The 21038-nt window shown below is 63.4% G+C and carries 13 protein-coding genes and 2 pseudogenes; 8 read left to right on the top strand and 7 right to left on the bottom strand.

Annotated elements, in window-relative coordinates; translation table 11 throughout:
- From SB772_RS18275 to SB772_RS18255, 5 genes are read left to right on the top strand one after another with little or no spacing between them, the layout of a single operon-like run.
- Positions 1-597: a cbb3-type cytochrome c oxidase subunit II gene (locus SB772_RS18275; RefSeq protein ID WP_410834629.1), complete on the top strand. Its 597-nt coding sequence runs from the start codon at positions 1-3 to the stop codon at positions 595-597.
- Positions 594-1181, top strand: a complete 588-nt coding sequence (locus tag SB772_RS18270; RefSeq protein WP_410834628.1) for a c-type cytochrome — start codon at positions 594-596, stop codon at positions 1179-1181. The genes SB772_RS18275 and SB772_RS18270 overlap by 4 nt, the downstream gene beginning before the upstream one ends.
- Positions 1182-1199: 18 nt before the next feature.
- A complete protein-coding gene (locus SB772_RS18265) occupies positions 1200-3491 on the top strand; it encodes a heavy metal translocating P-type ATPase (RefSeq protein ID WP_410834627.1) in 2292 nt (763 codons plus the stop codon).
- A gap of 13 nt (positions 3492-3504) precedes the next feature.
- Positions 3505-4746 carry a molybdopterin-dependent oxidoreductase gene (locus tag SB772_RS18260; RefSeq protein ID WP_410834626.1) on the top strand — a complete coding sequence of 414 codons (1242 nt, stop codon included), beginning with the start codon at positions 3505-3507 and terminating at the stop codon, positions 4744-4746.
- 15 nt (positions 4747-4761) lie between these two features.
- The gene (locus SB772_RS18255) at positions 4762-5196 is read left to right on the top strand and encodes a c-type cytochrome (protein WP_410834625.1); all 435 of its coding nucleotides are present in this window, start codon (positions 4762-4764) and stop codon (positions 5194-5196) included.
- Between the two features lie 231 nt (positions 5197-5427).
- On the opposite strand, the gene SB772_RS18250 is transcribed toward SB772_RS18255, so the two are convergent.
- On the bottom strand, positions 5428-6324 hold the full coding sequence (locus SB772_RS18250) for a LysR family transcriptional regulator (protein WP_410834624.1): 897 nt from the start codon (positions 6322-6324) through the stop codon (positions 5428-5430).
- Positions 6325-6428: 104 nt separating this feature from the next.
- Between SB772_RS18250 and SB772_RS18245 the strand changes: the two genes are divergently transcribed.
- Positions 6429-7562: a TDT family transporter gene (locus SB772_RS18245; protein WP_410834623.1), complete on the top strand. Its 1134-nt coding sequence runs from the start codon at positions 6429-6431 to the stop codon at positions 7560-7562.
- A 104-nt stretch (positions 7563-7666) separates the two neighbouring features.
- Here SB772_RS18245 and SB772_RS18240 read toward each other — a convergent pair whose 3' ends face one another.
- From SB772_RS18240 to SB772_RS18220, 5 genes and pseudogenes are all read right to left on the bottom strand, one after another.
- Positions 7667-8080 carry a RidA family protein gene (locus tag SB772_RS18240; protein WP_410834622.1) on the bottom strand — a complete coding sequence of 138 codons (414 nt, stop codon included), beginning with the start codon at positions 8078-8080 and terminating at the stop codon, positions 7667-7669.
- Between the two features lie 79 nt (positions 8081-8159).
- The gene (locus SB772_RS18235) at positions 8160-10571 is read right to left on the bottom strand and encodes an acetamidase/formamidase family protein (RefSeq protein ID WP_410834621.1); all 2412 of its coding nucleotides are present in this window, start codon (positions 10569-10571) and stop codon (positions 8160-8162) included.
- 280 nt (positions 10572-10851) lie between these two features.
- Positions 10852-12138: pseudogene (locus tag SB772_RS18230) on the bottom strand (acetamidase/formamidase family protein); the annotation flags it as partial.
- A 28-nt stretch (positions 12139-12166) separates the two neighbouring features.
- Positions 12167-13783 (bottom strand): amino acid ABC transporter permease/ATP-binding protein, encoded by a 1617-nt coding sequence (locus SB772_RS18225; RefSeq protein ID WP_410834620.1) that lies wholly within the window; start codon positions 13781-13783, stop codon positions 12167-12169.
- Positions 13783-14709, bottom strand: a complete 927-nt coding sequence (locus SB772_RS18220) for an ABC transporter substrate-binding protein (protein WP_410834619.1) — start codon at positions 14707-14709, stop codon at positions 13783-13785. The genes SB772_RS18225 and SB772_RS18220 overlap by 1 nt, the downstream gene beginning before the upstream one ends.
- 421 nt (positions 14710-15130) lie before the next feature.
- Between SB772_RS18220 and SB772_RS18215 the strand changes: the two genes are divergently transcribed.
- Entirely contained in the window at positions 15131-18310 is a 3180-nt protein-coding gene (locus SB772_RS18215) for an EAL domain-containing protein (RefSeq protein ID WP_410834618.1), read from the top strand.
- A 315-nt stretch (positions 18311-18625) separates the two neighbouring features.
- On the opposite strand, the gene SB772_RS18210 is transcribed toward SB772_RS18215, so the two are convergent.
- Entirely contained in the window at positions 18626-19171 is a 546-nt protein-coding gene (locus SB772_RS18210) for a hypothetical protein (RefSeq protein ID WP_410834617.1), read from the bottom strand.
- 1059 nt (positions 19172-20230) lie between these two features.
- Here SB772_RS18210 and SB772_RS18205 point away from each other — a divergent pair.
- Positions 20231-20948, top strand: a pseudogene (locus SB772_RS18205) (transposase).
- Positions 20949-21038: the final 90 nt, after the last annotated feature.

Here is a 21038-nt window from a genome sequence, read left to right as displayed (position 1 = left end):
ATGAACCGGGTTCTCACCATCGTCATCGGCGCGCTGATCATGCTGGCGATCGCCACGCTCGTGCTGGTCGCATTGCCGTATCGCGAACTGCAGGACGAATCGCCGCCCGAACAGCTCAAGCCGTACACCATCGCACAACTGCGCGGCCGCGCCACCTACGTCAACATGGGTTGCGTGTATTGCCACTCGCAACAGCCGCGAGCGGCGACCCTGAGTCCGGATGCATTGCGCGGCTGGGGTCGGCCGTCGGTATCGGCCGACTATGCGTACGACTACCCGCACCTGCTGGGCGTGTCGCGCACCGGCCCTGATCTGTTCAACATCGGCGCACGGCAGCCCAGCGTCGACTGGCATCTCGCTCACCTGTACCAGCCACGCAGTGTGACGCCTGGAAGCGTGATGCCGTCGTACCCGTTCCTCTTCAAAGTGGTCGCGCATGCTGGACCGAACGACAAGGTCGTGACGCTGCCGCCGCACTTCGCGCCGGCCGGCGGCCAGGTCGTCGCCACGCGGGAGGCGCTCGATCTCGTCGCTTACCTGACTGCACTCAATCACACGTATCCCGTTCCCGCCACTGAGTCCGGAGTGACGAAATGAAACACGACACGCAGCACGACACGATCCACACACGGGAGCATGCGGAACCCGTCGAACAGGCGAATCCGGTGCCCTGGCTTCTGGGGCTCGTCGGCGCATCGCTAGCAGTCTGGGGCGTCAGCTACTTCCTGCTCAATCCGGACCTCGCGCCGGCCAGCAGCAAGGACGCCAGCCACGACGCCGTGACGAGCGCCGCAGCACCCGCCGCGGCCGACGGCGCGCAGATCTTCGCGAGTCGCTGTGCGTCCTGCCATCAGGCGAACGGCGCCGGCCTGCCCGGAGTGTTTCCACCACTGGCCGGCTCCGCATGGGTGAACGGCGACGCAAAGACCGTCGCGCGCATCCTGCTGCTGGGCATCAACGGCAAGATCGACGTTGCCGGCGCAACCTTCAACGGCACGATGCCCGCCTTTGGCACGCCCCTTTCCGACGCGGAAATCGCGGCGGTGGCCACGCACGTTCGCGCGAGCTTCGGCAACAAGTCGGCAGCACTGACAGCCGACCTTGTGAAGGGCGAGCGAACCGCTCTGGGCACGCGGACGACGCCATGGGCAGGCGGCGACGAACTCTCGAAGCAGCCATAGCGCCGGACGAAACGCAAAATGCAATCCAACCTTCCAGATAGTGCGCTGCTGGACGTGCGCGGCATGTGGTGCACCAGTTGCGCGAACGCATTGGAAAGCATGCTGCGGCGCCAGCCCGGCGTGCTCGCCGCCAGCGTCAGTTTCGCGGCCGAGTCCGCCTCGCTGCAATGGGACCCGCTCGCGACGTCGCTTGACCGCCTGCTGCAGCGCGTCGCCAAACTCGGATACGCGTGCATCCCCGAGGGCGCGGGGCACGACCGGCGCGCGTATTTCGCCAGAATCCGCCATGACCTGATGGTCCGGCTCGTGGTTGCCGTGTTCTTTTCGATGTGGGTAATGCCGGCGCAATGGGCGCTGTACGTTGCGCCCGAGGGCAGTCTTTCGCCGGCCGCCCGATTTGGGCTGGCGCTGTTTGCAGGGCTCGCCACCATGCCGGTGATCGGCTACGGTGCGCTGCCGTTTTTCCGCGCGGCGTGGCGCACGCTGCGCGCTCGGGCGCCGGGCATGGACGTCCTCGTCGCGACCGGGGCCGGCGGGTCCTGCCTGCTTTCGGTATGGCAGTTGATACGGGGCGAGTCGACCGTCTATTTCGATTCCGCCGCAATGATCGTGGTCTTCCTGCTGGCCGGCAGGCTGCTCGAAACGACCGTGCGAAGCCAATCGGCCGACGCCGTACGCAGCCTGCTCGAATTGCCGCCTGAAACCGCGCACGTGATCGATGCGTCCGGCGCCGAAACGCAAGTCCTCGCCAAGCGGGTGGAACGCGGCAGCTCGGTTCGGGTGTGCCCTGGCGAGCGCGTTCCGCTCGACGGCGTCATCGCGCAAGGCGTGTCGTCGCTGGATCGCTCGCTGCTGACCGGCGAAACGGCGTTCATCACCGTCGAACCCGGCGACCTGGTCGAAGCCGGTGCGCTCAATGGAGACGGCGAACTGGTGGTGCTGGTCGAGCGCGCCTGGGGTGAGCGTCGCGTGGATCTGATCGCGCATAGCGTGCGGCAGATGCTCGCGCGCAAGACGGCGACCCAGGCACTCGCCGAACGGTTCACCCGCTACCTCGTGCCAGCCATCTGCGGGGCCGCGACGCTCGCCTTGCTGTGGAACGCAGCCGAGGGTATGGCCATCGCCGCCGCGCTCGAACGCGCCGTGGCAGTGCTCGTCATTACCTGCCCCTGTGCGCTCGGTATGGCCGTTCCGCTCGCGCTTACCGCCGGGGCGGGGCGAGCGGCGCGCGCGGGCGTGCTGTTCCGGGATGTCGAGGCGATCGAGAAGGCCGGCCGCATCGACCTCTTCTGTTTCGACAAGACCGGAACGCTGACCGAAGGCTCGCCCCGGCTCGTCCAGTCGCAATGTGCCGGCAGCGTGAGCACCGCCGACCTGTTCGCCGACGCGGCGATTGCCGAGCGCGGCAGCGAGCATCCGCTCGCAAAGGCCATCGAATCATTGGTACCGCCGTCATGCCGTGCAACCGTCGACGGCGCGACGGGAACGTCCCGTGCGACGCCCGGCGCGGGCGTCGAATGGATCGGCGCGGACGGCTCTCGCATTCTCGCCGGCAGCGCGTCGTTTCTCGGCGGGCTCGGCGTACCGGTGCCGGACACGGCAGCCACGCATACGACGGTTCATGTCGCGCGCGATGGGCGGTGGCGTGGCACGTTGCATTTCGCGGACGCGCCGCGTGCCGGTGCGCGCCGCACGCTGGCCGCGTTGCGCGCGTCAGGCGCGGCGCTAGCGATGCTGACCGGCGACGAGCCGGCCGTCGGCTTGCGCATCGCCGAGGCTGTCGGCATTGACTCCGGCGCCGTGTACGCGGGCCAGTCGCCGGAACAGAAGGCCCGTCGCATCGTCGCTGCGCAGGCAGCGGGAACGAAGGTCGCGTTCATCGGCGACGGCCTCAACGACGCGCCCGCGCTCGCGGCGGCCGATCTCGGCATCGCCGTCGCCAACGCGACGGCGTCGTCGGTGGCCGCTGCGTCGATCGTACTGGTCGAGGGCGGCATCGAGAAACTCAATGCCGCGCTGGCGATCGCCCGGCGCACCGCGCGCGTGATGCGCCAGAACCTCGTTGCCGCAGCCGTCTACAACTTGCTCGCCGTGCCGCTCGCGTTATCCGGAGTCGTGTCGCCGGCAATGGCAGCCGCGTTGATGATCGCCAGCTCACTTTCAGTGACGCTCAATTCCTCCCGCCTCGCTGCCGGCGCAATTAACCGGCACGGCGCTACTGCTGACAGGTTCGACACGGACACCGCAGATCACCGCGGCACCCAGGATCCGGATCTGCAGCGCCCGCCTGCGCCGATGTTCAACACCTGACAGAAGGATGACCATGAAGAACGATGAACGCGACATCTTCCAGCAGCGCCGCAGGCTGCTCGGTGGCCTCGGTGCGCTGGGGCTTGCGGCATTGACGAATCCCATAATGGGGAGGGCAGCACCCGGCAATAACATCATGCTGCCCTTCGAAAATGGTGAGCGCCCGCTCACGTCCGCGTTTGCGCAGAAGTCCAACGTCATACTGCAAAGAACGCGGCCGCCGTTAATCGAAACGCCGTTCGAGGTGTTCGACCAGGGCGTCTTTACACCAAACGACCGCTTCTATGTGCGGTGGCACCTTGCGAACATTCCGACGTCCGTGGATCCGGCCGCGTTCAGGCTGGACATCCGGGGTCACGTGAACAGGACCGTCAGCCTGACGCTGAACGATCTTTTGAAAAAATTCCCGCGCTTCGAAATCGCCGCAGTCAATCAATGCTCGGGGAATTCCCGCGGCTTTTTTAGTCCCCGCGTACCAGGCGGTCAATGGGCGAACGGCGCGATGGGCAACGCTCGATGGACGGGCGTGCGGCTGAAGGATTTGCTGACACATGCCGGTGTGGGCGCAAACGCGGTGCAGGTACGCTTGAACGGCCTCGACACCGGCGTGATTCCGCAGACGCCGAAATTCATGAAGTCGCTCGCGATCGACCACGCGCTCGACGGCGAAGTGATGGTCGCCTATGCGATGAACGGGGAGCCGCTGCCGCTGCTCAACGGCTATCCGTTGCGGCTCGTCGTGCCCGGCTGGTATGCAACCTACTGGGTCAAGATGCTGCACGACATCGAGGTGCTGGACAAGCCCGACGACAACTTCTGGACCGCCAAGGCCTACCTCGTCCCCGATAACCATTTTGCCAACGTGCATCCCGGCGACAAGGGCTTCAAGCAGGTGCCTATCAATACTATGCTGCCCCGGTCGTTCTTCACCAATCTGCACTCTGCCGGCACCGTACAACGCGGTCAGCCGATGCTCGTACGCGGCATTGCGTTCGGCGGTTTCAACGCGCTCGCGAAGGTGCAGTTTTCGTCCGATGGCGGCCGCAACTGGGCCGACGCCACGATAGGCCGCGATTACGGCCGCTACAGTTTTCGACAGTGGCAGACGACGGTCAGTTTCCCGCAAACGGGCAGCCGGACACTGATGGTCCGCGCGATCGACTCGACCGGACAGGCGCAGCCGGATACACCGAATTGGAACGGCGCGGGCTTCATGCGCAACGTCATTGAATCCGTCGATATCAACGTAGTCTGACACGAGGCGAAAACCATGAACTTGAAGCTGGCTCGTATCACGGCGGTCTGGGCCGTTCCTGTCGTCGTCGGTGCCATTTTCGCGCTGACCGGCAGTCACTACCTGCCTGAATCGATCGTCGCACAGGCGCAGCGGCAGGCCGCCGTCGTGCCTCCCGTGCGTTTCACCCCGCTCGACGTCTCTTTGCCGGCAGGCAGCACGCTCTTTCCACCCGGCGAAGGCGCAGAGATCGCGAACGCCAACTGCGTGATGTGTCATTCGACCGGAATGGTGCTGCGTCAGCCCGCGCTAACCACTACCGAGTGGAAGACCGAGATCATGAAGATGCGCAACGGCTTCGGCGCGCCGATTCCTCTCGATCAGGTCGACCAGCTTGCTCACTATCTTGGCGTGATCAATGGAAAGAAGAATGAGGCGGGCCCCTCCGGTGTCGACAACCAGGCCAGCTGACGCACAAGCTTCGGACCTGGTAGCGTGCAGCTGCGAGTGTGCTCCTGCCCGAGGACTCGACGCTTGAAAGCCGTCGAGCCGCATGCCGCCCGGTATCGAAGCAGCCGCACGACTCGCCGCCGTCGGGTTGCAGATCTTCGCACCGAAATGCGCGCTTTGCTGGACCATTTACGCTGGCCTCTTTAACGCTGTTACATCGAAGTGAGGCGCCACGTTGACGCCGCTCGCCCGCTAGACGATCACGTGTTCGAACATCTGATCCGCGAGCGTGCGAAAGGCGCGCGCGCTCGGGCTCAACACACGCGCCTTGCGCCAGATCATGTTCAGGTCGCGCTCGATCTTCAGGTCGGGCACCCGCAACTGCACCAGAACGCCTGCGGCGAGTTCGTCGGAGACCGTTTGGCGCGACACCCACGCGACCGCATTGCCAAGGCGCAGCATCCGTTTGATCGCCTCCGGGCTGCCCACCGACAGCTTCGGCGACAGCTCATAGCCGTGCTCGGCATACGCGTCCTCGATTACCATGCGTGTGCCGGACCCGGGTTCACGCATCACGAGTTCGGCATTGCCGACCTCCGCTGCGCTGACGCGGCGCTTGCGCGTCAGCGGGTGGCTGGCGCCGGCGACCGCAATCAGTTCATCACGACCAATGACGGCCGCGTCGAACATCGATGCGTCGTACGGTCCTTCGATCAACCCAAGCTGCCGCTCGTGAGCCAGCACCGTCTCCTCGACGTATTCGGTGTTCGACACCGCGAGGTCGACCGTGATGCCTGGATATAACCGCCGGAACTCGTCCAGAACGGGAGGCAGCAGATAAACGCCAATCGTGCGGCTTGAGGCGAGCCCAAGGTGCCCGCGCGTCAAACCCGCGAACTCGCCGATCGCGGTTTCGGCTGCGTCCGCCAGCGAGAAAATCTGCGCGGCGTAATCGGCAAGCAGACGGCCTGCCTCGGTAAGCTGCATGCCGCGCGGGAGACGGTCAAACAACGGCACGCCGACTCGTTCCTCCAGTCCGCGGATCTCGCGCGTGAGCGCCGGCTGGCTAACGTGAAGCCGCTCCGACGCGGCGGTGACGCTGCCGGTCTCCGCAACAGAAAAGAAAGCTGCTAGATGGGTGAAGTTCATCTGATATATATCAAAAAGGCATTTATCCCATATTAAGGATATATTTTCAATATGGACAGCAAATCCGCACAATCAGTTCATCCCGATTCCCTGTGGAGACGACCATGTCCAGCCAGTTTGGTGCACGCGAGGCAACGTTCTCGCAGCATTTCTCCGACAAGATTCGCCAGTTCACGCCGAACTGGTTCGCGATGACAATGGGCAACGGCATCGTGTCGCTCGTGCTCGCCGCGTTGCCCCAGAGCTTTCCGGGCCAGCACGCACTCGCCGTTTCGTTGTGGTGTGTGGACATCGTGCTCTATGCGGTGTTCATGGCGATGTTCGCCGCGCGCTGGATCCTCTATCCAGAAACGATCAAACCCCTGCTGCATCACCCGCTTCAATCGATGTTCCTGGGCACCTTGCCTATGGGTCTCGCGCCGATCATCAACGGCATCGTGCTGTTCGCGGGACCGCATTTCGGCGCAGGGGCCTACTCGCTCGCGTATGCGTTGTGGTGCTGTGACGCACTGCTGGCAGTCGTTGTCGCGGTGGGCGTGCCGTACCTGATGTTCACCGAGCAAAGCCATGCCTTCGAGCGCGTTACGGCCGTGCTGCTGCTGCCGATTGTGGCGCCCGAAGTGGCGGCGTCAAGTGCCGCGGCGCTTGCCCCGCACCTGGCCGAACGAACCGCGCAGCTCGTCGTCGGCGCAGGCTATCTGCTGTGGGCGATTTCGGTGCCGCTCGCCTTCTCGGTGCTGACCGTCGTCTTCTTCCGGCTGGTCATTCACAAGCTACCGCATCGTGATCTGGGCCCGTCCAGCTGGCTGACTCTCGGCCCGATCGGCACCGGCGCGCTGGGACTGCTTATGCTGGGCCAGGCCGCTCCCGGCGCATTCGCCGACACTACGCTCGCGAACGTTGCCGCCATCGCACGCGACTTCGGCCTGATCGGCTCGCTGATCCTGTGGGGTGCGGGCCTGTGGTGGTTTGCGCTCGCGCTCCTCTTCACATTGCGCTACCGCCGCGAAGGCTTGCCGTTCAACCTCGGCTGGTGGGGCTTCACGTTCCCGCTCGGCGTCTACACTGCGGCAACACTGAGCCTGTATCGGGTGACCGGGTTCGAGGCGTTCGCCGTGGCCGGCGTGCTGTTCGCAGTCCTGCTGGGTGGACTCTGGAGTGTCGTGCTGTCGCGGACGTTGCGGGAAGTGGCGCGCGGTCACCTGTTCTACGCGCCTTGCCTTGCCGCTGCGCGCTAGTTATCGATTTTCGGCCGGCGGCCCCGCTCCTACGCGGCCGCCGCGTCGAGGACCGTCGCCGCATAGAATCCGGCACCGGAATGGTCGACATCCGCCTACCGATATCAAGCGGCTGCTGAAGCCTGCCTGCGAGCAATAAAGTCAATTTCGACGAGCGCGTCGCGGGCCAATCCAGTCACGCCTATACAGGTCCGCGCCGGCAATCTCCCAGGCGGGAAATAGGCAGCATAGACTGCGTTCATCGTCGCGTAATCCCGTTTGAACTCGGTCAGAAAGATCCGCACGGAGACGACATCTTCGAGCCCAAGCCCGGTTCCCTTTAACACCAGAACCAGATTGTCCATCACCCGGGTTGTCTGTGCGGCAACGCCTTCGGGAAGCGGGGCGTTGTCATCGTCAGGCGATGTCGGCATCTGGCCAGTGAGAAACACCCAGCCGTGCTGCTCGGTTGCATGAGAAAAGGGACCGACCGGCGTAGGCGCACCCTCAACCATCCAGAATCTCGTCGATAAATTCATCTGCCGTCACTCCATGAGCAAAGAAAAGCGTCGTACGCGTACCACTCCTGGCAGCACCATAGCGACCATCACAAAATAATTAATCCGCGAACAAGGCCTTGCGGATAATCGCGTGCATCCCCCAGTTGCCGTCGACAACCTGTGTCACGCCGAAGTCGACCGCAACCGACATCAACGAGATTGCTTCATCTTCGGTGAGACCCTTGGTCGTCATCAGAAAACGGCGCGTCTTGATGAACGCGTCGCGCATCGCGAGGTCTAGCGTCGACTTCTCGTAGACCTTGCTCTGCGCGTGCGTGCCGAATTCAGTCAGATAGTTTGCATGGCTGAAGCCGTGCAGCACCCACTCTTCGGGGGTTTCGACGAGCGGATACGTGAGGTCCGCATACGGTTGACCGGCAAGCGTTGCTCTCTTGTGCAACACCAGTTGGAAGTCGCCGGTCAGAGAGCATTCGATCGCGGTCCCGCACAGCTCCGAATCACCCTGCGACGCGTGCGGATCACCGACTGACAGCAACGCGCCGGGAACGCCAATCGGCAGATAGACGCTCGCGCCCTGCGCGACGCGCCAATTGTCCAGGTTGCCGCCGAACGCGGACGGCGGGATCGAATCAATGAGGCCGTCCTGTTGCGGCGCGACCGCGATCAGGCCGAAATGCGGGCGCACGGGAATCTTGACACCCTTCAGGATCCCGTGATTCTCCTCGACCGTCGAATGGTCGACGGGCACGCCCGGATAATCGATCGTTGGATGCACCACACCGAACGGATCGCGCTGCGGCGTCCAGCGGTAGTTGTAGACCGCACGCGCATATGGCGGACCGTCGTGCGGCCGCGGCTCGGCGTCGAGTTCATAAATCGTGACGACTTCGCGCGGTTTAGGCTCGGTCAACAACTCGCGGTAATGGAAGCCCCACCACGCGGCCGCATTGCTGCCGAACGCGCGCCCGCTGAATTGCGGATTCGCGCAGCGCCGCGGATGCACATCGATAATCCTGACTTCCAATACATCGCCCGGTTCGGCGCCGCGTACCGCGATCGGACCGGTGCAGATATGCACCCCGAACCCTTCGCCCGCGCCGCGTCCGTAGATCGATGCATCGATCGGTCCGGCACCGCGCCGGTTCACGTTCTTGCGCTCTGCCGTCCAGTGGAACACGCTTTCGGCGCCTGGGTCACCGGCAACCATGCGCGCCCAGTCGTCCGATGCATGCTGCGTCAGCGTCTCTATCGTCACGGTATCGCCGCTGTCGACTTCGAGCACCGGCTTCAGGTCGTGCGAAAAATAGCCCCAGTGCACCGTGTTTGCCGTCGCACGCAACAGGTGGTGGCGCGGCTTGCCCGGCCGGCGGGCGTCGCCTCTTGTGGACTCGGTCCGCGTCTCGACGGCGGGGCTGGCCACGACCGTACCCGCATCGTCGAGCGTTGCTTCCCGCGGCCGCGCTTGCGCGCTGGCCTGCGCCGCGGCTTGCGCATGGAGCAGCAGCACTTCCGTGTTGAACGGCAGTCCGCGCGAAATGCGCTGCACCAGATGCCGGGCCAGATCCAGGCTCGCTTCGTTGCGGAAGGCGCGCGGCGAGGTGTGATATTGCTCGCGAAACGCACGGCTGAAATGCGCGGGATCGTTGAAACCCCAACGGAAACAGATATCCGAGATCGACATCTTTTCGTGTAGCGGATCGGCTAGTTCGGCCCTGCAACGTTCGAGGCGGCGCAGCCGCAAATAGGTGGAGAAGCTCTGGCCGGCGGTTTCGAACAGCTTTTGCAGGTAGCGCTGCGAGACGCGCTCTTCTGTGGCGAGAAGCGCGAGACTGATTTTCGGGTCGCTGAGCCGCTCATCGATACTGCGACACACGCGCGAGAAGATGGCCGCCTGCGACGATGTCAGTCCGCTGATCGGCGTTTCGCGCTGATGCACTGCGAGAATCGCTACGAGGAACTCAATCAGCGCGAGTTCAAGCGGGCGCAACTCGTTGGCCGACAACGTCTCCACGCTTTCCGCCAGCGACGCCAGAAAACCGGAAAACACGTGTCCGACGCCGGCATCTCCGGCGATCCGCCCGGCACACATCGACGACGGCGCAAGCAGCCGCCCTCTGATCGCCGCACGCGGTATACGCACGACAAAGGCGCGGAAATCCGTGGCGAAAACCAGCGAGCAACCCTCGCGTGACGGCAGATAGACGAGGTCGTTCAACCTCAGGGGCTGGCGCCGGCCGTCGGCGAGCAGCAGCGTCGCCGCGCCGTCAAGGTGCAGCATGATCAGCATGCTGTCGCCGCCGGCAGCATTCGGCTCGAGCGTCTGCGCAACGGACGCCAGCAGGCTCAGATCGAAGCCCCCGACCGACCGCTGCGTCTGGATCGTCCCGTGCAACGCCCGTGCCGGAGGTATCGCGCCGCTACGCCATCCCATCCTGTCGAGCGCTTCCCGCCAGGCGCGAAGCCGTTCGACCTCCGGATAGGATTCGGTTGTAAAGCGCAGCAGATCCAAGTGGACTCCAGGGCCGATGCCTGCGGCGCGAGCACGTCGCAGGGCGCCCGCTACCCTTGGATGGATTCGGGGAGCCGGACGGATCATCGCAGGAAGCAATATTCGCGCCATCACACGGCGACTGCATCGATGGTCCCCGGCCCTGAGCGGCAGCGCGCGCGAGGCCGCCACAGTCGTGCGCGATGCTGCACCAGCAGCGCGCATACGCACCGTGCCGACGCATCTGGCACGCCAGCCCATGTGGGCCCCCCACATCGCCCCGCGGCCCGCATGGGAACGCTCAGCCCCCCACGCCGTCGACGAAGACGTTCTTGCGAATCGAGCCATGCACGCCCCAGTTGCCGTCGACGACTTGCGTGACGCCGAAATCCGCGGCGACCGACATCAGCGCGATGGCCTCGTCCTCGCTCAGCCTGTGCACGGTCATCAGGAAGCGGCGCAGCTTGCGGAACGCGTCGCGCATCGCCTTGTCGAGGCTGGAGTGCTGTGCCACCTCGATCTGTCCGGCCGGGCCGAGCTCCGCCAGGTAGTTCGGGAAGGTGAAGCCGTACACCGACCATTGGTCGTCGGTTTCCAGCATCGGGTGCGTGAGGCCTTCGAGGATCGTGCCGCCCAGGTCGTTCTTCTTGTGCAGCACGAATTCGAAGTCGCCCGTCAGCGAGGTCTCGATCGCGGTACCGCCGAGCTCGCTGTCGCCCTGAGCCGCATGCGGATCGCCGACCGAAAAGAATGCGCCTTCGACGGCGACCGGGTAATACATCCGCGCCCCCTTGCCGACACGCCAGTCGTCGATATTGCCGCCAGTGTAGCTGGGTGGATTGGAGCTGACGTATTCGGCCTCCGTCGGCGCCAGCCCCATCGTGCCGAAATGCAGCCTGGCCGGCACCTTCACGTTCGACAGAATGTTCTCGCGCTTCTTGACCAGCGAATGATCGACCATCACGCCCGGATAATCGATCATCGCATGAACGACGCCGTCCGGATCGGTCTGCGGCGTCCATACGTAGTTGTAGACCGCACGTGCGAACGGCTCGCCGGAGGTATCGAGCTCGAAGATCGTCACGACTTCACGCGGCTTCGGCTCCTCGATCAGATCGCGATAGTGGAAGCCCCAGGATGCGGCGACGTTCGAACCGAAACAACGGCCGCGATAACACGCATTGCAGCTCGGCCTCGGCCGTACGTCGAGAATCCGCACTTCGAGCACGTCGCCGGGCTCGGCCCCTTCAATCGCGACCGGCCCGGTCAGCAGATGCACGCCGATACCTTCGCCGGAACCTAGCGTAAAGGGTCCATCGGTTGGCCCCGCACCGCGGCGCGGCATGGCCTTGTGCTCGCGGGTCCAGTGAAAGATGCTTTCGGCGCCTGGGTCGCCCGCGACCATCCGTTCGTGATCGTCGTTCGCATGGTGTGTCAGCGTCTCGATCGTGATCCGGTCGCCGGAGCGCACCGTCAACGCGGGCTCGACTTTTTTGCTGAAGTAACCCCAATGAACCGTTTCGGGCGACACGGGGAGGGTATGGTGCTTCATGTTCGTTCGAACCTCATAAGGCGCCGGGCGCAAAGGGCCGGGCGATGCTGAATGGCGCGTGCCGTCACGACGCGACTTCGAGCCGGTCGTCGGCGCCCATCACGCTCAGGAATCGCGCCGTCAACGGATGGCGCGGATGTGTGAGCACTTCATGCGCAGGCCCCTGTTCGACCACCGCGCCGCCGCTCATGAACACGACGCGATCGGCGACCTGATCGGCGAAGCGTAACTGGTGCGTTGAGATGATCATCGTCAGACCGCCTTCGTCCACGAGCCGCTGGATCACATCGAGTACTTCGCCGACGAGTTCGGGGTCGAGCGCGGAAGTCGGTTCGTCGAGCAGCAGCACGCGAGGATTGGGCGCAAGCGCGCGGGCGATCGCGACGCGCTGCTGCTGGCCACCGGACAGATGGCGCGGCAACGCATCGGCGCGATGACTGAGGCCGACGCGTTCGAGCAGTTCACGCGCGCGGCGCTCGGCATCGGCGGGCGCCATGCCGTGCACCCAGCGCAGCGGCCCCGCGATGTTCTCGCACGCCGTCAGATGACTGAACAGGTTGAAATGCTGGAACACCATGCCGACGCCGGCACTCGCACGTTCGTTGGCGATATCGCCCTGAGTCATCTGCTGACCGTCGACCCGAAAACCGAGGCGCTTGCCGGCGATGCGGATTTCCCCCGAATCCCACTGCTCCAGGTGATTGATACAGCGCAGCAGCGTGCTTTTGCCCGATCCGCTCGGTCCGAGCAGCGCGATAACCTCGCCGAAGCGGACTGTGAGGTCGAAGCCGTCGAGCACCGTCTGCTCACCGTAACGCTTGCTCAGACCCTTCACCTGCACGGTCGCGCTCTGCTTTTGGAGCGCCGTGTAGCGCTGCGCGCGCGCCGCGTGAACGTCACCCGCGTTGGGCATGGGCGACGGCGCCGGTTCGAAAGGCGAATCGACGGGTAACGTCGGGCCCGCGCCGGGCGAGTTCGCCGCAATCCCGGCACGGCGCCACGGCAGCAGCCGTGCGAAGCGCCCGGACGGGCTGCGATCGAGATCGAGCGCGGTTTCGGCGAACAGCTGGATCGCGGCGATCACGCCGGTCAGCACGAGATACATCAGCCCGGACGCGAAGAAGATCGAAAAGAAATCGAACGTCGACGACGCGAGCTGGGTGCTGCGCAAGGTCAGTTCGTCGACCGCGATCACGGAGGCCAGCGACGAGTTCTTCAACGCGCTGACCGACTCGTTCCCGAGCGCCGGTATCATGGTGCGGATGGCCTGCGGCGCGATCACGCGGCGCAGCAGCACGGTCGGCGTCATGCCGAGCGCCTGCCCCGCGAGCAGTTGCCCGCGGTCGACGCCGAGCACGCCGGCGCGCAGGATCTCCGCGATGAACGGCCCCTCGTTCGCCGCGAGCGCGAGACCCGCTGCGCCCATCGCGCTCAACTTCAGCCCGATATGCGGCAGCGCGTCGTACGCGAACACGAGTTGCAGGATCAGCGGCGTGCCGCGAAAAATCACTGTGTAGCCGCGCGCGATCGCAGCGAGCGGCCCCACCTTGCTCAGTTGCATGCTCGCGAGCACCAGTCCCACGATCAGACCGCCCGCGAGCCCGAGGGCCGTGACTGCGATCGTAAAACCGATGCCGCTTAGCAGATACGGCAGGCCGAGATAGTGCAGAAACAAATTCATCAATTCGAGGCAATCAGCTTGGGGGTTTCGAGGTTTTCAACACCGAGCGACCACTTCTTCAGCAAGTCGGTCTGGATGCCGGCCTTCTGAATCGCGACAAGCGCTGCCATCACGGCTGCACGCATTGCCGGATTGGTTTTCGGAACGCCGATACCGATCGAATACGGCAGCGTCACTGCATTGGCCTTTTCGAGTTGGTTCGGATACGCCTTGACTGCCTGGTCCACCGTGTTCACATCGTTGATGTACGTGTCGGCGCGGCCCGAGAGAATCGCCTGGATCGCGTTCGCGTTGTTGTCATACAGCTGCACGGCCGCTTCCGACTTGTTCGCCGCCTTGCAGGCCGGCGCAAGATTCTGGATCAGCGGCACTTCAACGTAGCCGGTGTTCTCTGCAGCAGTGGTGCCGCACATTGTCGGGTTGATGCCGCTGATCTTCTTCGGATTTCCCTTCGCGACGAGCACGCCGTCGAACACTTTCGAATAGGTGATGAAGTCCGCCGCCTTCGCGCGCTCTTCGGTCGCATAGATGTCGGAGATCACGATGTCGGCCTGGCCGCTTTGCAGCGTGGTCAGCAGCGCCGCGAACGAGACGGGCTTGTACGCCATCTTGAAGCCGAGACAGTTGCCGATCGCGTCGCCGAGGTCGATGTCGAAGCCGATGTATTTACTCGGGTCGTTCGGGTCCAGCGCTTCATAGCCCGGCGTGTGCGGGTTGATCGCGTTGATTAGCGTCTTGCCCTTGAATTGCGGGTATTTCGCCTGTAGTGCCGCGCATTCGGCAGGCGCCGGCGCGGCAGCCTGTGCGTGACCCGAGATCAGCAGCGCCAGCAGACTGACGGCGCCAAGAACCAGCTCGCGCCAGCGGCGGGCAAGACCGCTTGCGCGCAAGACTCCGTGCCCGTGATCGACAAGATTGGTATGCATCCCGGAACTCCCTGAGCGGCAGATGTCAATGGCCCACACCATGTACGCCTTGTTGCATCGCACCAGCGCAAGGGTAGACAGACGAAATTCCGCATACTTGTCCCAGCGCGCACAAATGTTTGCACGGAGGCGCAGGAGGTTGGCATACAGCGAACCGCAATCGGGCGTCATCGCCATTGTGTGATTCCCCTAAAAAGAGCCTTGATCGAAATATCCGCACCGTGTTGACGCGTTTCTGGCACCGTTCCGGGGATTTTTAAGCAAAGACTAAAGAAGCTCCTCTACCGGTCGATAGTGTGATCAGGGGCTTTTCCCGCCGTCGGGTCTGAACAGGTCCGACGTTCCCTGCACGGAGAAACGCAGTGAAACGTCTGGCTTACCGCACCTATGACGCATCCTTTGCGATCGAGAGGCCGCGCCCATGAAACGCAATCTGTTCTTCCGGTTTCTCGGACGTCTTCGTGTCGGCCGCAAGCTGCTGTTGATCTATCTGCTCGACCTGAGCGCCGTGCTTTACATCAGCGGTATCCTGATCCACGAGAAGTACATCGCAATTGACTTCTCCAACAAGGAGCTGATCGGCAATGCCTACGTCGCGGCCGTGCATGACGCGCTTATCGACTTCGCACTCGCGGGGGCCGGGCAACCGCAGACTGCGGCCCGATTGCAGCGCACTGCCAGCAGACTCGCCGACGCCGAGCACCGCTTTGGCGCGAACATGCAAAGCGCAGCGATCAATGAACGGGTACGCCATGCACTTGCAGCCAGCCCGGCGCCGCATGCGAGCGCAGCGACGGTGGACGGCGGTCTCGAGGCGACGCGCGCACTGGTGACCAGGGTCGGTAACCAGTCGAACCTGATTCTGGATCCGGACCTCGACAGCTACTATTCGATGTCGCTGTCGATTCTGCGCTACCCGGAACTGCTCGGCGACGTCAACCGGATCGGCCGCCACCTGCACGATGCCGGCGCGAGTCTTCGCGCCGCACCGATGAGCCGCGACGAAATGCGGACCCGCTACCTCGTGCTGGAGGGGCAACTCGATGCAGTGTTGCAGGGGCTGCGCTCGGACTATGCGGAAGCTTCGGCCGCAAACGGCACACTGACCGGCACGATTGGAGCGCCGGTCGATCGCATGCTCGCCGCGATCGACGCGTATCGCCGTGTGGCTCGCGCCGCAGTCGACGCCGGTGCGGATGCGCTCACGCTGGCCGCGCTCGATGCCGCACAGCAGCGCGTGGTAATGAGTGTAAGCGACGCGTGGAGTATGACCGGCAGTCAGCTCGAAAGACTTCTGCATGAGCGCGTGCGCGGCCTTTTTGCGCGAATGTGGCTGCACCTCGGAACGGCACTCTTCCTACTGTGCGCGATCCTGAGCATGGTGTACTTCGTCGCCCAACAGATCTCCCGACCCTTGCGCCAACTCGCGCGCGTGATGGATACCGTGCGCCGCACAGGTGACCACTCGCTGCGCGCCAACTGGCATAGCCAGGATGAGATCGGCCAGCTCGTAAGGGGTTTCAACGATATGCTCGCGCAGCTTGACCGCGAGCGCGACGTGCAGAAAGAGCTTGCAGCAACAGCGCGCGCGTCGGCCGCGCAATACGCACTCGTAGAGGCGACGCCAGTGCCGATGGTCGTCACGGCGATCCCGGGGCACGAGGTGCTGCACGCGAACAGGCCGGCGCTTTCCTGGCTCAATGGCTGCACGGTAGACCCTTGGGGCTTCGGTCTTGACTCCGAGGTGCGCGCGCGTTTTTTCCAGCAACTCTCCGACCGCGATGCCGTAGACGAATTCGAAGTGCGCTGGACGGCCGGCAGCGAACCCACTTGGGCCATGCTCTCGGCGCGGCGCCTCGACTTCCAGGGGCGCGACGCGGTGTTGACTGCATTCACCCCAATCAACCAGATCAAGCTGATGGAGCAACGCCTCGAGTTGTGGGCCAAAGTGTTCGAGGCTTCATCCGAGGCGATTCTGATTCTGGATGCGCAACGACGGCTCGTGACTGCCAACGCATCGTTCTATCGTGCGACCGGATATCGCGCCGACGACGTGGCGGGCAAGGAGCCCGCTTTCCTCTTCGGAGCGCAGGAGCAAGGTGACATTTTCCCTGCCGTTATCGATTCCGTAGATCGCCTGAGCGCGTGGCATGGCGAAGCGCATGTGCGGCGGCGGGCGGGCAGCGACTATCCGGCGTGGCTGATGGTGAGCGCTGTACGCGACCGGCGCGCGAACCTGTCGCACTATATTTGCACGTTGATCGACATCACGGACCGCAAGAAGAGCGAGGCCCGCATCCAGTTCCTCGCCGAACACGACGTGCTGACTGAACTGCCGAACCGCGAGTTGTTCGTGAAGCGCCTTGGCGTCGTACTCGGAAACGCGCGCCGCACGGGTCAACGTGTTGCAGTGCTCTTTATAGATCTGGACCGTTTCAAGAACATCAACGATTCGCTGGGCCATCACGTCGGCGATAACCTGTTGCGCTCAGTCTCGCGGCGTCTCTTGCAGGCCGTGCGCAGCAACGACACGGTTAGCCGCCTCGGCGGGGACGAGTTCACAGTAATTCTCAACGGCGTCAACAACGTAGCGGACGTTGCCCGAACGATCGAGGACCGTTTGCTGCCGCTCGTGCGTCAGCCGCACGAACTCGGCGGCGTCGCGCTGCCGGTGTCGTGCAGTGTCGGCGTGGCGCTTTTCCCGGACGACGGCGAGAACATCGAGACCCTGATGCAGAACGCCGACGCCGCGATGTACCAGGCGAAAGCAGCGGGACGTAACCTTGTCAAATTCTTCGCGCCCGACATGGCCGAACGCGCGCGCCACCGGTTGAAGCTCGAAGCGTGCCTGCGCACCGCGATTGCGATGCACGAGTTCCGGCTTGCGTATCAGCCGTGTGTCGATGCGCGCACGGGCGAACTGGTTGCTGTTGAAGGGCTGCTGCGCTGGAGCAGCCCGCAGATCGGCACGGTGTCGCCCGCGCAGTTTATTCCGGTCGCTGAAGATACGCGGCTCATCATTCCGATCGGCGCCTGGGTGATAGACGAAGCATGCCGGCAGGTCGCCGCGTGGGACGCAGAAGGGCTGATGCATTTGCGCGTCTCGATCAACCTGTCGGCGATCCAGCTGCGCGATCCGGATCTGACAAGCACGCTAGCAAACAGTCTCGAACGGTATCGCGTCGCTCCCGAGCGGCTCGAACTCGAGATTACCGAGACGGTGCTGATGGACAATGCGGAGAACTATCTCGCCACAATCCACTCGATCCGCAAGCTTGGAGTCAAACTCTCCCTCGACGATTTCGGTATCGGCTACTCGAGCCTCAGCTATCTGAACCGATTTCCGCTTGATCGCCTCAAGATCGACCGTGCGTTCGTGCAAGACATGCTTGATGCGCCGGCCGACCTTGCCATCATTCGGGCAATCATCGAGCTCGGCCACGAACTCGGCCTCCGGGTGGTCGCCGAGGGAGTCGAGAGCGAGCATCAGGCTCACATACTACGCAACATCGGTTGTGACGAACTGCAGGGCTTCCTCTTCTCGAAGGCATTGTCGCCTGCCGATTTGTTGTCCTGGAGTAGCGTACGAATGGTGGCGTGAGCGCCACAGTACCTTCTCCGCTGGTGCGATATTTCGCCGACCTGGAGAGGGCAAGAATGTTCGCGACGGGCAGCACGCGTTAAGCGTTGTTCTACGACCCTTTCCCGCCCTTCAGTTAGTTTCTGCGAATGTCACTACCCCGCTCCATAACAGCCGTTCGGCCCGTCTCCGCCTGGTCGAACGTAACTGGAGGCCGCCTATGTTCGCTCCCGTGCATGCTCACGAAGGACTATTCTGTACACATTGGACGAGCCGGTTGTCGATTCATTCGCGACTCGTAGTGGCCTGTCGACGCTCACAGGTGTTATCTAGAACTCATTGTGCCGGTCCGGATGACAAGCCCACGCCGACCGTTGAACTGGCACCTACGGCCGTGTCCGGCGGCGGCGATTGCCCACACGCCTGGTTGACGGGGACGGTATCCGAAATCGGCGTCATCGTGGGCGGAACATAGTAGATATAGGCACTGGCGATGCAAGCCGGCTGTCCATCGGTTGTAACGGAACAGGTGTCTAGGATGCTGTTGCCGTATGCATCGGTGGCCGTGAATGCCGGGTCGGGAACCACGTTGTCGTAAGGCAGCAGCTTGTAGTTCTGGCGCAGGTCCCACACGATGGTGTGCCAGGCCTGATAGGTCTGGCTTTGGTAGCCGCCGCCGCGCCCCGATCCGCCGCAGCGGGTCCACGCGTAGACCTCGCCGCGGATATACCCGTTCTCGTCGAATCCCGTGACATAGCTGGCCACATGTACACCGCCGCACGAGGCCCCGAGCAGCGTCGGGTATGCCGCTGGCAACGGCAGGGTGACCTGAGCCTGCACAGCGGCACTCGCCAGCAGTCCCAGCAAACCAATCATCTTCATGTCGTGTCTCCCGGCTGATTGAAGTGGCGTGGCAGGCGGGTCGAACTGACGGATAGAGTCCCCTCGGGACTTGTGCCCGAGAGGCTGACGGTGCTTTGCGGATAGCCAATAGGCAATTCGAGAGCCGGTCGCAGCATGTTTACCACCTGTTCTGTTTTTGTTATAGGCGAATTCAGGTGGTGCAAACAGACAGATTGGAAGGAGTCTCGGCCAGAATGTCTGTCGAAATCTGAGCCGCCGCACACAACGCTTGAAAATGAAGCTGGCTGGTCCGACGAACCGTCGGCCGCCATCGCTTTCGCCAAATGGCGAGCCGTCGCTCATCAGCAGACGTTCGCCATGCGACTGGGAAGGATCGCTTCTGGCCGAACCCGGTCTGCCGCCCGAGCTTCGGTAGGTGCGCGCGCGACGCATGCGCTTCGAGTTCCGCCATCTGGCCGAAAGCGGCTCGCGAGGGTCTAGGTGAGCGTCCGGCTCCTGTGCGATGCGCTCTTTGGATTCCCAGCGTCACGGTCGCGGCTTGGCGAGCGCGAGCAATTCACCACATCCGACGCCAGCGGGCAAAAAATCGGCCAGACAGAAGGTCGATATAAACACACTTGCTGACGGGATAGCGCCGCTGTCCGGACCGGCGCTATTTGAGCGTAACAATATGACTAAAACAAGCGCCTAACGACATTTCGTGCGCGGTGCATTGCCACCTCGTTGTGCTTGGGTACCTATGAAATTCGCGAACCACATTACGCTGGGATTGACGGCTTCAGGTGGGATGCAATGGCGACCAGGGGCGCTTCGAGCGCTGTACCGTCCTGCGGCCTGACGTATTGGTGCCGGATGGCGCACGGGCAGAGCGTCTGGAGGTATATAACACGGCGCTGCTATTCAGCGGTGGCATAAAAACAGATGCTTGTAGCGATCGGCAAATCAACGAAAAGAGGCCAGAAAAAAGGCCTGTTCGTGATGCAAACGCACGCATATGACCGATAGAATTTCGTCCTATACACGCGTGACGCACTGTCGCGGATCGCTTCCTCACATCGGATTTCCGTTTAATTCAGCATGACACGGCTTGCACGGCACTACGTCCCAGAACAACCGCAGCACGTTATCTTGCAGGGACTCACGGAGCCCGCATTCCTGGACGAAGGAGACTACCTGTACTTCCTCGCCTGCCTGGCGGACGCTGCGCGCGTCGCCGATCTGGCAGTCCACGCATGGGTACTCATGCCTGACGCGATACAGTTCCTCGTCACGCCTTCATACGAATCGAGCGTGGCCGTGGCGATGCAGGCGGTCGGCCGTCGCTATGTCGAGACCTTTAACCGCCGCCATGGACGCCGCGGTACGGTGTGGCGTGGCGGGTACCGGGCAACAGTGATTGAGCCCGATCGGTATTTCCTGCTCGCGAGTCAGGTCATCGATCATGCGCCGGTGCGCAACCGCCTTGTAGCCGAGCCGGGAAACTACCAGTGGTCTAGCTACGCGCACCACACCGGGCTACGTTTCGATAACTTCATCAAGGACCATCCACTCTATCGGGCGCTCGGCAATACGCCGTTCGAGCGCCACCAGGCTTACCGCGATTTGGGCGTACAGTCTCTTGACGAACGCGAGGTCAATGACCTGATGCAGTCGACGCTCGAAGGTTGGGTGCTCGGCAGCGCCGCGTATTGCGAGTGGGCGGCGCAGACAGCCAGCCGGCGTTTGATGCCCCTGCTGCTGCGCGACCGGCCGCCCCAAGGTTTGCGCGACACGCGCCCTCGCACACGTGGGCTAACCAAAAGATAAACAAGCAAGGAAACCTTGCTTGTTTGAGAGGTGCTACGTCTGAGCAGGGCGTTCCAATCCGCCCGGCCGGTGTCGCGAA

The organism is Paraburkholderia sp. SIMBA_030, assembly GCF_046535245.1.
In the GTDB taxonomy this organism is placed as follows: domain Bacteria; phylum Pseudomonadota; class Gammaproteobacteria; order Burkholderiales; family Burkholderiaceae; genus Paraburkholderia.
This window is presented reverse-complemented; position numbering and strand designations above follow the sequence as displayed.